13 protein-coding genes and 1 pseudogene are annotated in these 13,367 nt (G+C 72.7%); 8 read left to right on the top strand and 6 right to left on the bottom strand.

Going from position 1 to position 13,367, the window contains the following annotated elements; translation table 11 throughout:
• Positions 1-36 precede the first annotated feature (36 nt).
• Both ACIO9J_RS18920 and ACIO9J_RS18915 read left to right on the top strand, forming a co-directional pair.
• Complete coding sequence (locus ACIO9J_RS18920; protein ID WP_402000255.1) at positions 37-534, top strand: GNAT family N-acetyltransferase; 498 nt, start codon at positions 37-39, stop codon at positions 532-534.
• 63 nt (positions 535-597) lie between these two features.
• Positions 598-1,542: pseudogene (locus tag ACIO9J_RS18915) on the top strand (IS5 family transposase).
• A gap of 112 nt (positions 1,543-1,654) precedes the next feature.
• Here ACIO9J_RS18915 and ACIO9J_RS18910 read toward each other — a convergent pair.
• From ACIO9J_RS18910 to ACIO9J_RS18900, 3 genes are all read right to left on the bottom strand, one after another.
• The gene (locus ACIO9J_RS18910; RefSeq protein ID WP_402000252.1) at positions 1,655-2,830 is read right to left on the bottom strand and encodes a serine hydrolase domain-containing protein; all 1,176 of its coding nucleotides are present in this window, start codon (positions 2,828-2,830) and stop codon (positions 1,655-1,657) included.
• A complete protein-coding gene (locus ACIO9J_RS18905) occupies positions 2,785-4,074 on the bottom strand; it encodes a Bcr/CflA family multidrug efflux MFS transporter (protein ID WP_402000249.1) in 1,290 nt (429 codons plus the stop codon). Before ACIO9J_RS18905 ends, ACIO9J_RS18910 begins: the two co-directional genes overlap by 46 nt.
• Positions 4,075-4,202: 128 nt before the next feature.
• Positions 4,203-5,837: an alkaline phosphatase D family protein gene (locus ACIO9J_RS18900; RefSeq protein WP_402000246.1), complete on the bottom strand. Its 1,635-nt coding sequence runs from the start codon at positions 5,835-5,837 to the stop codon at positions 4,203-4,205.
• A 132-nt stretch (positions 5,838-5,969) separates the two neighbouring features.
• Between ACIO9J_RS18900 and ACIO9J_RS18895 the strand changes: the two genes are divergently transcribed.
• The 3 genes from ACIO9J_RS18895 to ACIO9J_RS18885 all read left to right on the top strand — a co-directional run bounded on the left by ACIO9J_RS18895 (position 5,970) and on the right by ACIO9J_RS18885 (position 8,379).
• A complete protein-coding gene (locus ACIO9J_RS18895) occupies positions 5,970-6,743 on the top strand; it encodes an SDR family oxidoreductase (RefSeq protein ID WP_402000243.1) in 774 nt (257 codons plus the stop codon).
• A gap of 171 nt (positions 6,744-6,914) precedes the next feature.
• The gene (locus tag ACIO9J_RS18890) at positions 6,915-7,385 is read left to right on the top strand and encodes a lamin tail domain-containing protein (protein ID WP_402000240.1); all 471 of its coding nucleotides are present in this window, start codon (positions 6,915-6,917) and stop codon (positions 7,383-7,385) included.
• A gap of 103 nt (positions 7,386-7,488) precedes the next feature.
• Entirely contained in the window at positions 7,489-8,379 is an 891-nt protein-coding gene (locus ACIO9J_RS18885) for a PhzF family phenazine biosynthesis protein (protein WP_402000237.1), read from the top strand.
• Positions 8,380-8,412: 33 nt separating this feature from the next.
• Here the strand turns inward: ACIO9J_RS18885 and ACIO9J_RS18880 are convergent, their stop codons facing one another.
• On the bottom strand, positions 8,413-8,739 hold the full coding sequence (locus tag ACIO9J_RS18880; RefSeq protein WP_402000234.1) for a nuclear transport factor 2 family protein: 327 nt from the start codon (positions 8,737-8,739) through the stop codon (positions 8,413-8,415).
• A 149-nt stretch (positions 8,740-8,888) separates the two neighbouring features.
• Between ACIO9J_RS18880 and ACIO9J_RS18875 the strand changes: the two genes are divergently transcribed.
• Complete coding sequence (locus tag ACIO9J_RS18875; protein WP_402000232.1) at positions 8,889-9,440, top strand: DoxX family protein; 552 nt, start codon at positions 8,889-8,891, stop codon at positions 9,438-9,440.
• A 276-nt stretch (positions 9,441-9,716) separates the two neighbouring features.
• On the top strand, positions 9,717-10,532 hold the full coding sequence (locus ACIO9J_RS18870) for an SAM-dependent methyltransferase (protein WP_402000229.1): 816 nt from the start codon (positions 9,717-9,719) through the stop codon (positions 10,530-10,532).
• A 22-nt stretch (positions 10,533-10,554) separates the two neighbouring features.
• Here the strand turns inward: ACIO9J_RS18870 and ACIO9J_RS18865 are convergent, their stop codons facing one another.
• The gene (locus ACIO9J_RS18865; RefSeq protein ID WP_402000226.1) at positions 10,555-11,502 is read right to left on the bottom strand and encodes an aminoglycoside phosphotransferase family protein; all 948 of its coding nucleotides are present in this window, start codon (positions 11,500-11,502) and stop codon (positions 10,555-10,557) included.
• A gap of 138 nt (positions 11,503-11,640) precedes the next feature.
• Between ACIO9J_RS18865 and ACIO9J_RS18860 the strand changes: the two genes are divergently transcribed.
• A complete protein-coding gene (locus tag ACIO9J_RS18860; protein WP_402000223.1) occupies positions 11,641-12,375 on the top strand; it encodes a hypothetical protein in 735 nt (244 codons plus the stop codon).
• Between the two features lie 117 nt (positions 12,376-12,492).
• On the opposite strand, the gene ACIO9J_RS18855 is transcribed toward ACIO9J_RS18860, so the two are convergent.
• On the bottom strand, positions 12,493-12,891 hold the full coding sequence (locus ACIO9J_RS18855) for a hypothetical protein (protein ID WP_402001106.1): 399 nt from the start codon (positions 12,889-12,891) through the stop codon (positions 12,493-12,495).
• Positions 12,892-13,367 lie beyond the last annotated feature (476 nt).

Here is a 13,367-nt window from a genome sequence, read left to right as displayed (position 1 = left end):
GCAGGAGTCGGCGGTGAACGGTGCGGAGGGAGCGCGATGATCACAGAGGTACGACAGGCCCGGGTGTCCGACCATCCCGCGATCCTCGATCGCGTGCGGACCTGGTGGGGCGACACCCACTCCGCGGAACAGTCACGCGAGCTGTCCTTGCTGCTGCCCAAGCTGTTCCTGCAGTTCTTCGCGCGCACCAGCCTGGTGGTCGAGCGGGACGGGGAGATCCGGGCCTTCCTGATCGGACTGCACTCCGGTGACGACGACCACGGCGCGTACATCCACTTCGTGGGCGTCGCCCCCGGGCTGCGCGGGCAGGGCGTGGGCCGCGAGCTGTACGAGGAGTTCTTCCGGCGGGCGGCCGGTGCCGGGCGCAAGGAGGTGCGCTCGGTCACCTCACCGCACAACCGACGCTCCGTCGCCTTCCACCGGGCCCTGGGCTTCACCCTCGAACCGGGCGACCGCGAGATCGACGGACTGCCGGTGCACGGCGACTACGACGGCCCCGGTTTCGACAGGGTCTGCTTCCGCAGGGACCTCTAGGTCGTTTCTGATGGCTCTTGCTGGGTTGGGTGGATCAGTGCCGGCGCCGGGCACGTGGGTCATATGGTGCGACGTCATGAACTGACTGACGCGCAGTGGCGGAGGATCGAGTCGCTGCTGCCAGGGAACGGCGGCCCGGGCGGGCAGTGGGCGGATCACCGGCGGGTGATCAACGGTGTGCTGTTCCGGGCCCGCACGGGGGTGCCGTGGCCGAATCTCCCAGAGCGATATGGGCCGTGGCAGACCGTTTATGAGCGCCATCGGCGCTGGTCGGCGGACGGGACCTGGCAGCGGATCCTGACCGAGCTGCAGATCGACGCCGATGCAGGTGACCCGGATGGTGCCCTCGCCCGGTCCGCAGACAAAGAGGCCGAGTGGGCGGTGAACATCGACTCGACCTCCTGCCGTGCTCATCAGCATGCGGCCGGGGCCCGGCACCGGCCACCGCGTGACTTCCCGCAAAAGGGGGCGGGGCGCGTGTGGAGGCAGATGGACGCGAGGCCCTCGGACGTTCCCGGGGCGGACTGACCAGCAAGGTCCACTTTCTGGCCGATGACGGCCCGGCCGCTGGTCTGGGAGACTTCACCTGGCCAGCGGGGCGACAACCCCATGCTCGTGCCCGTCCTGGAGCATCTGCGGGTCTACCGGCACGGGCCCGGACGCCCCCGCACCCGCCCGGACCGACTCCGCGGCGACAAGGCCTACTCCAGCCGTGACACCCGCGCCTACCTGCGCAGGCGGCACATCAAAGCGACGATCGCCCAGCCCGATGACCAGCGTGAACACCGTCGCCGGCGAGGCCGGAGCGGCGGCCGACCTCCGGCCTTCGACACGGATCAGTACCGGCGCCGCAGTGCCGCCGAACGCTGTGTCAGCAAGTGGAAACAGTTCCGTGCGGTCGCCAGCCGCTACGACAAACGCGCCTACGCCTTCAACGGCACACTGACCGTCACAGCAATGGTCATCTGGCTCCGCGACGTCGTCCAAGAACCATCAGAAACGACCTAGGGGACGCCCCATAAGGGGCGCGGGGAACTGCGCGAGCAACCAAAGAAGCACCCGCGGCCGCCAAGCAACCGCCACCCGGCAGACGCCCAGGCGCTACCGCCCACGCGCCGCGCTACCGCCCACGCGCCGCACGAGCGACCCGCGTGGCCGCCGCCGCCCGCGGCGCACTGTCCGCGGCCCGGCGCCGCGGATGCACCGTGTTGGCGAGCAGCACGAGAAACGTGTCCGTCACCGGGTCGAGGACCAGGGACGTGCCGGTGAAGCCCGTGTGCCCGGCCGCTCCGCCGCCCGCGAGCTCCCCCATGAACCACCGCTGGTCGATGCCGAAGCCGAGCCCCGGCGCGGTCAGCATCAGCTCCACGAAGTCGGGGCCGAGGATGCGGGCCCTGCCGTACGAGCCGCCGCACAGCAGCGCCCGGCAGAACACCGCGAGGTCACGGGCGGTGGAGAAGAGCCCGGCGTGCCCGGCGACGCCGCCGAGCGCCCACGCGTTCTCGTCGTGGACGGTGCCGCGCAGCATGCCCCGGTCGGCCTTCGCCCAGGGTCTGCGCTGGTCCTCGGTGGCCGCGGCCTCCGGGCGGGGGCCGAAGCCGGTGGCGGTCATGCCCAGGGGCCGGGTGATGCCCTCACGCACGAGGACGTCGAGTGGGCGGCGGGTGAGGCGCTCCAGGACCTGCTGGAGCAGCAGCATGTTCAGGTCGGAGTAGACGTACGCGCCCGGCTCGGTGACCGGGGCCTCCGTGCGCAGGGCGATGCGGCGCGCGGTGTCGTCGGGGCAGTCGTACAGCGGCAGTTCGGGCCGCAGCCCCGAGGTGTGGGTGAGCAGCTGGCGCACCGTGATGCCGTGCGCCGCGGCCGCCGTGAACTCCGGGACGTACGCCCCCACCAGCGCGTCGATGCCGAGCGTGCCGCGCTCCAGCTGCTGCACGGCGGCGACGGTGGTGAAGAGCTTGGTGAGCGAGGCCAGGTCGAAGGGCGTGCTCGTGGTCATCGGCACCCGCCACTCGCGGGGCAGCTCCACGCCCGCGTCGGTCTCCGGGTCGTACGAGGCGTAGCGCACGGCCCAGCCCGCGGCCTCCTCGGCGGCGATCACCGGGCCGCGGCCCGCGAGGACGACGGCGCCCGCGCACCACGGGCGCGGGCCGCGGGTCAGGCCGCGCACCTCGGAGACGAGGCGGCCGATCTCGTCGGGGTCGAGGCCCGCGCGGTCCGGGGTACCGGTGCGCAGGAGCCGTGGTGCGGTCAGTGGTCCACTCCCTCCGTGGTCCTGTGCTGCCAGGGGCGGCACAGTCCCACGAAGCAGGCGATGGCCGCCAGCGCGCAGACCAGTTGGACGACGGCCATCGGGACGGCGGTGTCCTCGCCCGCGATGCCGACGAGCGGCGACGCGATGGCGCCGATGAGGAAGGAGGAGGTGCCGAGCAGCGCGGAAGCGGAACCGGCCGCGTGCGGGGTGCGGATGAGGGCGAGGGACTGGGTGTTCGGCATGGCCAGGCCCATCGCGGACATCAGGACGAAGAGTCCGGCCGCGACCGGAATGAGGCCGACGTCGCCGAAGACGCCCGTCGTCATCAGGAGCAGGGCGGTCGCCGCGAGGGTGATCACGGTCAGGCCGGCCGCGAGCGCCTTGTTCAGGCTGATCCTGCCGACGAGGACCTTGCCGTTGATCTGGCCGACGACGATCAGGCCCACGGAGTTCACGCCGAAGAGCAGGCTGAAGGTCTGCGGGGAGGCGCCGTAGATCTCCTGGATCACGAACGGCGACGCGGAGATGTACGCGAACAGGGCGGCGAACGCGAAGCCGCCCGCGATCATGTAGCCGGTGAAGACGCGGTCGGCGAGCAGCGACCGCATGGTGCGCAGCGCCTCCATGGTGCCGCCGCCGTGCCGCTTCTCGGGGGCGAGCGTCTCGGGCAGGCAGCGCCACACCAGGGCGGTCAGCGCGATGCCGACGCCGGTGAGCACGACGAAGATGCCCCGCCAGTCCGTGAAGCGCAGGACCTGGCCGCCGATCAGGGGCGCGACGACCGGGGCGACGCCGGAGATCAGCATGAGGGTGGAGAAGAACCGGGCCATCTCCACGCCGTCGTACAGGTCACGCACGACCGCGCGGGCGATGACGATGCCGGCCGCGCCCGCGAGTCCTTGCAGGAGGCGGAAGCCGATGAGGAGTTCCGCGGTGGGCGCGAAGGCGCAGATCGCGGTGGCCACGATGTAGACCAGCAGGCCGATGAGGAGCGGGCGGCGGCGCCCCCACTTGTCGCTCATCGGGCCGACGACGAGCTGGCCGAGCGCCATGCCCATCAGGCAGGCGGTGAGGGTCAGCTGGACGGTCGCGGCGGGTGAGCTCAGCGCGTCGGTGACCTCCGGCAGGGCCGGCAGGTACATGTCCATGGAGAGCGGGGGGACGGCGGTGAGGCCGCCGAGGACGAGGGTGACGAGCGCCCCGGTGCGGCGGACGGCGACGGGGTTCTTCGGCCCCGTCGCCGTCGGTATCTCGTGCTCTTCCGTGGTCTGCCCGCGCTCAGGCATCTCGCCCCTCCCAGTGGTTCCGTTGCCTCCATGGTCCCAGCTCTGGGTGGGTGGTACAGACCGTTTTCCTGCGCGGCGCCGTTTCCTGGGGCGCCGCCCCAGACCCCGCTCCTCAAACGCCGGAGGGGCTAGATCTGCTTCAGTCCCGGGTTGCCCGACTCCGTGATGAAGGACGCCGCCGTCTTGACGGGGGCACCCGGCGTCGTGACCGCTGAGACCGTCTTGAAGTCGGCGCGGGCCGCCTCCCTGTCCAGGGCGACCGTCACGTAGCCGCGGCGGCCGTTGTAGAACTTCAGGTGGGGGTTGGCCTTGGTGTAGGTGTCCCAGTTGGCCGGCTTGTCCGCGCCGTCCTTGCCGCTGGCGATCGACGTGGCGACGATCTCCGTGCCGAGGTTCTTGGAGGACGGGTCGTCGAAGTCGGCCTTGATGTCGAAGGCGTAGCCGACGTGCACGTCACCGGTGAGGATCATGAGGTTCTCCAGGTCCGCCGCCTTCGCGCCCGCGAGGACCCGCTGCCGCGAGGCCCGGTAGCCGTCCCAGGCGTCCATGGAGAGCTTCGCCTGCGCGGTGAGGTCGAGCTTGCGCTGGGAGAAGGTGACCTGCTGCGGGACGAGGTTCCACTGGGCGCGCGAGCGGTGCCAGCCGTCGATGAGCCAGCGCTCCTGGGTGGCGCCGGTGATGGTGCGCGCCGGGTCGTCCGACTCCGGTCCTGGCGCGTGGGCCGTGTCGCCGTACGCCTGGTCGGAGCGGTACTGCCGGGTGTCGAGGATGTCGAACTGGGCGAGGCGTCCCCAGTTCAGGCGGCGGTAGAGCTGCGCGTCGGGACCGCTCGGCAGCTGCCCCCGGCGCAGCGGCTGGTTCTCCCAGTACGCGCGGTAGGCGGCGGCGCGGCGCAGCAGGAACCCGGCGGGCGGGTTGCCGTTCTCGTCGAGGTCGTCCGCGTAGTTGTTCTCGACCTCGTGGTCGTCCCAGGTGACGACGAAGGGGTGCGCGGCGTGGGCGGCGATCAGGTCGGGGTCGGACTTGTAGAGGGCGTACCGCAGGCGGTAGTCCTCCAGGGTCTGGGTCTCCTTGTTGTAGTGGGCGGGCAGCGTGCGGTCGGTGTAGTTGCGGGCGCCGCCGACCGCGTTGACCGCGTACTCGTAGAGGTAGTCGCCGAGGTGGAATACGACGTCGACGTCGTCCTGCGCCAGGTGTTTGTACGCGGTGAAGTAGCCGTCGTGGTACGCCTGGCAGGACACCGCGGCGAGGGTGAGCGCGCCGGGGCGGCTGCCGGTGGGCGGCGCGGTGCGGGTGCGGCCGGTCCCGCTGATCCACTTGCCCGCCTTGAAGCGGAAGTAGTAGGTGCGGCCCGCGTCGAGGTGGTCGGCCTCGACGTGCACGGAGTGGTTGAACTCCGGGTGGGCGGTGACCGTGCCCCTTCTGGCGATGCGCCGGAAGCGGGCGTCGTGGGCGAGCTCCCACTGGACGGTGACGCGCTCCTTGGGCAGGCCGCCGCCCGGCTCGTAGGGGGCGGGGGCGAGCCGGGTCCACAGCAGCACGGAGCCGGGCAGCGGGTCGCCGGACGCGACGCCGAGGGTGAAGGGGTCGTCCTTGATCCGGCGCGCGTCCAGCTCGGCGGCGCTCGCGACGCCCGCGGTCGGCAGCTCGGTGGCGAAGGCGAGCGCGGCGGCCGCCCCGGTGACGGTGAGGAACCTGCGGCGCCCCAAGTGGCGTGCCGCGGCCTTGAGTTCGGGTGCGTGGTGCTGGCCTTCGGTGGTCATGGACCCTCCCCTGACGATTGGTGTCAGGGGCATGGAAGTGGCGGGGGACGACGGCCGACTGTCGCGTACACAACAGCCGTATGGCGGGCGGATGATGTCCGCGTGGACAGCCCTCCCGTACGCTGCGGGGCCATGAACGCTGAGCGAACTGCACCGACGAAGACCGCCGTGGTGACCGGAGCGGGCTCCGGGATCGGCCGTTCCGTCGCCCTCGAACTGCTCGCCGCGGGGTGGTCGGTGGCGCTCGCGGGCCGCCGCGTGGAGACCCTGGAGGAGACGGCCGCCCGCGCCGCCGCGAAGGACGGCGCCACCCTGTGCGTGCGCACCGACGTGGCGCTGCCCGAGGACGTGGCCGCGCTCTTCACGGCCGTGCGCGAGCGTTTCGGCCGCCTGGACCTGCTCTTCAACAACGCCGGTACGTTCGGCCCCGGCGGCGTCCCGGTCGAGGACCTCCCCTACGACGCCTGGCGCCACGTCGTCGACACCAACCTCAACGGCGCGTTCCTGTGCGCGCAGGCCGCGTTCCGGCAGATGAAGGAGCAGGAGCCGCGGGGCGGGCGGATCATCAACAACGGCTCGATCTCCGCCCATGCGCCGCGCCCGCACTCGGTGGCCTACACCGCGACGAAGCACGCCCTGACGGGTCTGACCAAGTCCCTCTCGCTGGACGGGCGCCCCTACCGGATCGCCGTCGGCCAGATCGACATCGGCAACGCGGCGACCGACATGACCGAGCGCATGCAGTCCGGGATCCTCCAGGCCAACGGCGAGCTCGCGGCCGAGCCGGTGATGGACGTGGCCGACGTGGCGCGCACGGTGCGGCACATGGCGGAGCTGCCGCTCGACGCGAACGTGCAGTTCGCGACGGTGCTCGCGACCAACATGCCCTACGTCGGGCGGGGTTGACGCGGCACGGCCGTGCGCGGCGGGTGTCCGGGGCGGCCGGGGTGGCGTGTGGTGGCGCGCCGACGTGACGGAAACCTCCACAAGTGGAATCGGACCTACCGCCTCAATCCCGTTCAGCGCACCCCGTATGCTCAGCTTCTCTCCACGAGAACTTCACACTTGGAGCACCCCTTGCGCATACGCACCGCCGCCCCCGCCGTCCTCGCGGCCGCCACCCTCTCGGTGTCGCTGCTCGCCGCCTCGCCCGCGTCCGCGGCGGCCGCACGGCACCAGGGCGGACTGCACCTCGGCTACATCCAGTACGACAGCCCCGGCCGTGACACCCGCTCGAACTCCTCGCTGAACGCGGAGTGGGTCAACATCCACAACAGCTCCCGCTCCGCGGTCCAGCTCAAGGGCTACAAGCTGAAGGACAACACCGGCTACACGTACACCTTCGGCAGCTACAAGATCGGCGCCGGCAAGACCGTCAAGGTCCGCACCGGCAAGGGTTCCAACGCCTCGGGCGTGCGCTACTGGGGCCGCGGCAGCTACGTCTGGAACAACACGGGCGACAAGGCCCGCCTCCTCAAGCCGAGCGGCTCGCTCCAGGACTCCTGCTCCTGGAAGCGCAGCGACCCCGGGCACAAGAGCTGCCACTGACCATCGCGAAGGGGAGGGGGCAGGGCGACCGCTCCGCGAAAGACCGGAACCCGCGGTTGGGGCCGCGGGAATCTCCCGGGGCGCGGAGTGGTTGCCCTGCGACATGACGACGAACAGCGCCACGAACTCCCCTGACAGCGCCCCCGACGTGCTGCGCTACACGGCCTTCGCCACCGACCCCGCGGGCGGCAACCCCGCCGGGGTCGTCCTGGAGGCGGCGGCCCTCGACGACGCGGCGATGCTCGCGATCGCGGCGGACCTCGGCTACAGCGAGACGGCCTTCCTCACCCCGGACCCGTCCGGCGCCGAACGGGCCTACGCGGTGCGCTACTTCAGCCCCAAGGCCGAGGTGCCCTTCTGCGGGCACGCCACCGTGGCCGCCGCGGTGGCGCTCGCCGAGCGGGACGGGGCCGGGGAGTTCGTGTTCGCGACCCAGGCGGGCACGGTCCCCGTGACGGTCGCCCGCGACGCGGACGCCCTGCGGGCCACGCTCACCAGCGTCGCCCCCTCCGTCGAGGACGCCGCCGACGACGACGTCACCGAGGCGCTCGCCGCGCTCGGCTGGGACGCGGGCGACCTGGACGCCGCCCTGCCGCCGCGCATCGCGTACGCGGGCGCCCGCCATCTCGTGCTCGCCGCGGCGACCCGGGCGCGGCTCGCCGACCTCTCGTACGACTTCGCGCGCCTCGAAGCCCTGATGCGCCGCCTGGACCTGACCACGGCCCAACTGGTGTGGCGCGAGGGCGACTTCGTCTTCCACGTACGCGACCCGTTCCCGGTCGGCGGCGTCGTGGAGGACCCGGCGACGGGCGCGGCCGCAGCGGCCTTCGGGGCCTACGCCCGCGAACTCGGCCTGGTGCCCGCCGACGCGGAACTCACCCTGTACCAGGGCGCGGACATGGGCAGGCCCGGCGTACTGAAGGTGGTGCTGCGGGACGGGGACGCGCGGGTGCGGGTGAGCGGTTCGGCGGTACGGATCCCGTCCACACCCTGACGGTCAGCCCACCCCTCCCACCCCTCTCGTCCCTCAGGCCTGACCGGTCTCGAAGCGGGAGATCTTCCCCCCGTCGTCCACGCTGAAGCCCCACTTCGTGCGCATCTCGCCCCAGGTGTCGTTGCGGTACGAGACGAGCAGCGTGCGGCCGCCGTCCGACTCCGACTCGATGTCCATATGACCGTTGGAGGAGAAGATCTCCCGCTCCGTCCAGTCGGCGACGTCCCGGTCGGAGCCGTCGTCGGACATGGTCGCGCCGGGCGCGAGCAGGCCGTTGAAGGCGTCCTTGTCGTGGGCGTTCACGGCGGTGACGAAGGCGCGGACCGCGGGGTCGGCGAGCCGGTTCACTTGGATGCTCATGGGCCCACCGTCACACCGGGCCGCCCGCCGCGCCACCGGTGCCGGGCCCTCCGCGTCACCCGTACGGCCCCGTGGACAGGGTGTGCGGCGCCGCCCCGACGGACGGTGGGAGCGGACCCGACCGCCCTCGGAGAGACCCGGGAGTTCCCATGACCTGCTCGTGCCTGGACCGCCGTGACCTCGGCCTGCTGCTGCTCCGCGCGGGCACCGGCGGGGTGCTCGCCGCGCACGGCGCCCAGAAGCTGTTCGGCTGGTTCGGCGGCGGAGGCATCGAGGGCACCGGCGCCTTCATGGAGTCCGTCGGATACGCCCCCGGCAAGCTGAACGCCCTGGTCGCGGGGGTCGCGGAGATGGGTGGCGGGGTACTGCTCGCGCTGGGCCTGGCGACACCCGCGGCGGGCGCGGCGGCGGCAGGCGCGATGGCGGGCGCCACCGCCGTGCACGCACCCAACGGCTTCTTCAGCCAGGCCGGCGGCTACGAGTACCCGGCCTTCCTGGGCCTCACCGCGGCATCCCTCGCGGTAACGGGCCCCGGCCGCTACTCCACGGACCACGCCCTGGGCCACACGCTCAACCGCACCTGGATGGCCCCCGCGGCCCTCGCGGGCACGGCGATCGGCGTACTCGCGACGCTGGGGGCGAGGAAGAGGACGGTGGAGGAAGGGGCGGAGGGGGCGGAGGGGGCGGAGGGGGTGAGGTAGGCGGGGTAGGCGGGGCATGGGGCGCGGCTGTGGAGGGGGCGAGGCGGCCGTCCGGGCAGCACAGGTGGGCCCGCAGCGGCACGGAGGCAGAGGGACCAGCGCGGCCGCCCAGGCAGCGCAGGCAAGCCCACGGCAGTGCGCGCCCCACGGGGTCAACACCGCCGCCCGCGCCGCGCAGGCAAGCCCACGGCAGTGCGGGCCGGGAAGCTCAACACCACCCGCCGAGAAACAAATTCGCTGTCCCCCGGGGCCCGCGGCCAGTTAGCGTTCGCGGTCATGACCATGGAATCCGGCGCTTCCGGCGCACCCAGTAGCCCCGCACCCACCACCGCTTCGGACGGGCCGCCCCGGCTCACTCGGCTCGACTTTCACGGGCCTCTCTCCGAGGCTCGCGCGGGGCGGCTGGTCGAGCGGATCGCGGGGAGTGGGCCGCTCAGCGTGCTTGATCTCGGGTGTGGGTGGGGGGAGTTGATGTTGCGGGTGCTCGCCGATGTGCCTGAGGCCACTGGGGTCGGGGTCGATCTGAACGGGGCCGATCTGGCCAGGGGGCGTGCGAACGCCGAGGAGCGCGGGCTCGGTGGGCGGGTCGTGTTCGTCGAGGAGTCGGCGACGGACACCGCGCGCGGTCCCGCCGACGTGGTGCTCTGCCTCGGTGCGAGCCACGCCCTCAGCTCCGGCGAACCCGCCACGGCGACCGTGGAGGCGCTGCGTGCCCTGCGCGCGCTGGTGAACCCCGGCGGCCGCGTCGTGCTCGGCGAGGGCTTCTGGCAGCGCACGCCGACCGCCGCCGAACTCGCCGCGATGTGGCCGGACGCGCGCGCCGACGACCATCTGTACCTGGGCGACCTGGTGGACGCGGCGATCACCGCCGGGTTCCGCCCGCTGTGGGTGGAGGCCGCGAGCGAGGAGGAGTGGGAGGAGTTCGAGTCCGGTTACCGCTCCGACACCGAGGAGTGGCTGGCCGCGCACCCCGGCCACCCGCTGGCCGAGGAGACGCGCACGAAGGTCGACGCCCAGCGTTCGAGCTGGCTGCGCGGCTACCGGGGCGTGCTCGGCATCGCGTATCTGACCCTGGTGCCGGTCGCCGACTGACACCACAGGAGGGCCGGAAGATCTACGTGCCCTGTCCGAACCACGTCTCCGCCAGCGCGTCTAGGGTCGGTTCGGGCGGGGCGGGCAGTTCCCGGAGATACCAGGGCAGATTGCTGTACACGTGGAGCAGGGTGTACGCGAGGAGTTGGCGCGGATCGTACGTCCTGCCGTACGCCTTCATGAAGCGGCCGAGCAGCCCCGGCTCGGCGCGGGTGACGAAGAGGCCGACGCCCACGAAGTCGTACGCCCTGTCCCCGATCATGGCGGGCTCGAAGTCGAAGAGTCCGGTGAGCCGCCAGGCGGCGGCCGGGTCGACGAGCAGGTGCTGGCGCATGAACTCGGTGTGCAGCAGGGCGGATCGGGGCGGCGTGCCGTCGCCGGTGGCGCACGGCAGCGTGACGGAGTTCAGGAAGCCGGGGATCTGGTCGAGCCACTCCTGGGCGAGCCCGCGCCCGCGCTGCCGCTCGACGGCGGCGGCCCGCTGCCGGTCGAGGAACGCGCCCCAGTCGCCGGGCCCGAGGACGTCGGCCAGCCGCGCGGGGTCGAGGGCGTGCAGCGCGGCGAGCGCTTCGGCGGCCTCGGTGACCACCCGCTCCCGGTCGGCGCGCGGCAGGCGCGGCCAGGCGGTGGCGAGGCCCTCGCCCCGCAGGCGGGACATCAGGACGTAGCGCCAGCCGTTCTCGTACGCTCCCGCCGCGTGCACCCGGGGCGTGGGGACGGGGAGCCTGCCCTCGACGTGGCTCAGCACACGGGCCTCCGTGATGCCGTCCTGCGCCGCGGTGCCGGGGAACAGCTTCAGGACGTGCTCGTCGCCGACGGCGTAGACCGGCTGGGAGCCCTCCGGATAGCGGATCAGGGGCGCCCCCGCGAGACCCAGCCCGGCGCAGAGGTCGGCGGCGCCGGGGCGCATGACCGCTTCGTCGGGGACGACCCGGTCCCAGTCCTCTTCGCTGGTCACCTCAGGCAGCATGAACGGCACCGTACGCGCTACCGAAGTAGGCCCGCGACCGACTTTCGGCGGCAGCGACGGAGAGCCTCGCGCTCCTAACGTCCTGAGGGAAGGCGGTCGACGGCGGCGCGCCCACGGGGACGAACGGAGCACCACGAGATGCTGGACGAACGGTTCCGCAAGGGGCGGCTGAGCACCGGGACGGACGCGCGGGGCGGGACCACCGCGCTCGGTCACCCGCGCGGCGACCTGCTCCTGCTGCTCGTCGGGCTGCCGGCCGCGGGCCTGGCGCTCGGGCTCGCGCTGCCCCGCCTGGCCCGCTGGGCGTCCGGGTCCCCCGTGCTGCCGTGGCGGCAGGCCGTCGAGTTCGTCGGCGGGCTCGACGCGCTCTGGCAGACGGGGATCGTCATGGCGGTCGGGCTGGTGGCGGGCGTCGTCCTCTCCTTCATGGCGCTCGCGGAGGACATGACGCTGGAGCTGACCGACACGGAGGTGCGCACCGAACGGGGCGACGAGACACGGGCGTTCGCGCGCACCGACGTCTCGGCGGTGTTCATCGACGGCCAGCAGCTCGTGCTGCTCGGCACCGACTCCGCCGAACTCCTGCGCGGCGGGCACGCGCCGCGCGCCGCCGACGTCGCCGCCGCGTTCCGCGCGCACGGCTACCCGTGGCGGGACGGCGACCCGTACGCCGCGCTCTTCCACCGCTGGATCCCCGAGGCCCCCGGCCTGCCCGCCGAGATGCACGCGCTGCTCGCGGCGCGGAAGGGCGCGCTGAAGCGGGACAAGGGCAGGGACGCACGGGAGCTGGCCGAGCTGGCGCGGGGCCTCGGCTACGTCGTACGGGACGAGGGCAAGGACCAGTACTGGCGCGCGCTGGTCACCGGGGCGTGACCGGCGCCCGCGCGGTGTGCCGCGGGACATGACGGAGGGCGGCTCCCGTCCCCGGGGAGCCGCCCGGCGTGCGCGTCGGAGCGCGCGGGTCAGGACGTGCCGGTCAAGACGTGCCGGTCAGAACACGAACGGTCCCGGCGTCTGCGCCGACGTGCCGTTGCAGGTCACGGTGATGCCGAGGACCACGATCGTCAGGGACTTGCCTTCGAGGCTGTCGCCCGCAGCGACGGTCCCGGTGAGCGGCCCGGTGGAGACGGCGCCGCCCGCGGGGATGGCGGGGTTGGAGTTGCCGGTGAAGTCGGTCGTGCCGCTGCCGTTCTTGGTGAGGGTGAGCGTCGAGTTGACGGAGCCCGCGCCGATGTCGATGGGGGCGGTGATCGCGGAGGTGGACACCTCTATGGTCGCGCTGGTGCCGTCCTGGGAGGCGGTGAGCGTCGCCGTTCCCGATCCGTAGGAGCCGCAGTCGAAGGAGAGGGTGGCGGACTGCGGTTCGACCGCACCCGCAGCGGGAGCCATGGCGAGGGCGCCGACGGCGAGCGCGCCCGCGGCCAGTGCCGCGCCCACGCCGGTGCGGGCCGCGCGTCGTGCGGTGCGTGTGGTGCCCGGGGTGTCTGTGGTGCCTGTGGTGCCCGTGCCGAATCTGCCGTGTCGCATGGAGGACCTGCCTTCATGGTGGGGGGATCAAGCGGGGGTTGAACAGGTGGGGGTTGATCGGGTGAGGGCCGAGCCGGTGGGGATCGATCCGGTGGCGGGTTCCGACGGGGATTCCGGTGCGGGTTCCGATGACGGGTTCAGGTGGGGATTCCGGCGCGGGTTCCGATGGGGGGTGGAGGTGCGGGACGCGGGTGCCCGACCCTCGTCCTGACGGTTCGTCAGCACTCCGGATCGCTGCCCATTGAGGCACAGGGCCCCGGGGACGGCAAGGCCGACCCCGGGATTCTTGACATGTCACGACCAAAACCGGTCGTGCCGTGACGGTCCCCCGCCCGTGT

This window comes from Streptomyces sp. NPDC087300 (assembly GCF_044744425.1).
In the GTDB taxonomy this organism is placed as follows: Bacteria; Actinomycetota; Actinomycetes; order Streptomycetales; family Streptomycetaceae; genus Streptomyces.
This window is presented reverse-complemented; position numbering and strand designations above follow the sequence as displayed.

Excerpts from the sequence above, each read along its gene's own strand:
- ACIO9J_RS18920 (WP_402000255.1), top strand. The coding sequence starts at position 37 with ATGATCACAGAGGTACGACAGGCCCGGGTGTCCGACCATCCCGCGATC.
- ACIO9J_RS18905 (WP_402000249.1), bottom strand. The coding sequence starts at position 4,074 with ATGCCTGAGCGCGGGCAGACCACGGAAGAGCACGAGATACCGACGGCG.
- ACIO9J_RS18900 (WP_402000246.1), bottom strand. The coding sequence starts at position 5,837 with ATGACCACCGAAGGCCAGCACCACGCACCCGAACTCAAGGCCGCGGCA.
- ACIO9J_RS18895 (WP_402000243.1), top strand. The coding sequence starts at position 5,970 with ATGAACGCTGAGCGAACTGCACCGACGAAGACCGCCGTGGTGACCGGA.
- ACIO9J_RS18885 (WP_402000237.1), top strand. The coding sequence starts at position 7,489 with ATGACGACGAACAGCGCCACGAACTCCCCTGACAGCGCCCCCGACGTG.
- ACIO9J_RS18880 (WP_402000234.1), bottom strand. The coding sequence starts at position 8,739 with ATGAGCATCCAAGTGAACCGGCTCGCCGACCCCGCGGTCCGCGCCTTC.
- ACIO9J_RS18875 (WP_402000232.1), top strand. The coding sequence starts at position 8,889 with ATGACCTGCTCGTGCCTGGACCGCCGTGACCTCGGCCTGCTGCTGCTC.
- ACIO9J_RS18870 (WP_402000229.1), top strand. The coding sequence starts at position 9,717 with ATGACCATGGAATCCGGCGCTTCCGGCGCACCCAGTAGCCCCGCACCC.
- ACIO9J_RS18865 (WP_402000226.1), bottom strand. The coding sequence starts at position 11,502 with ATGCTGCCTGAGGTGACCAGCGAAGAGGACTGGGACCGGGTCGTCCCC.
- ACIO9J_RS18860 (WP_402000223.1), top strand. The coding sequence starts at position 11,641 with ATGCTGGACGAACGGTTCCGCAAGGGGCGGCTGAGCACCGGGACGGAC.
- ACIO9J_RS18855 (WP_402001106.1), bottom strand. The coding sequence starts at position 12,891 with ATGGCTCCCGCTGCGGGTGCGGTCGAACCGCAGTCCGCCACCCTCTCC.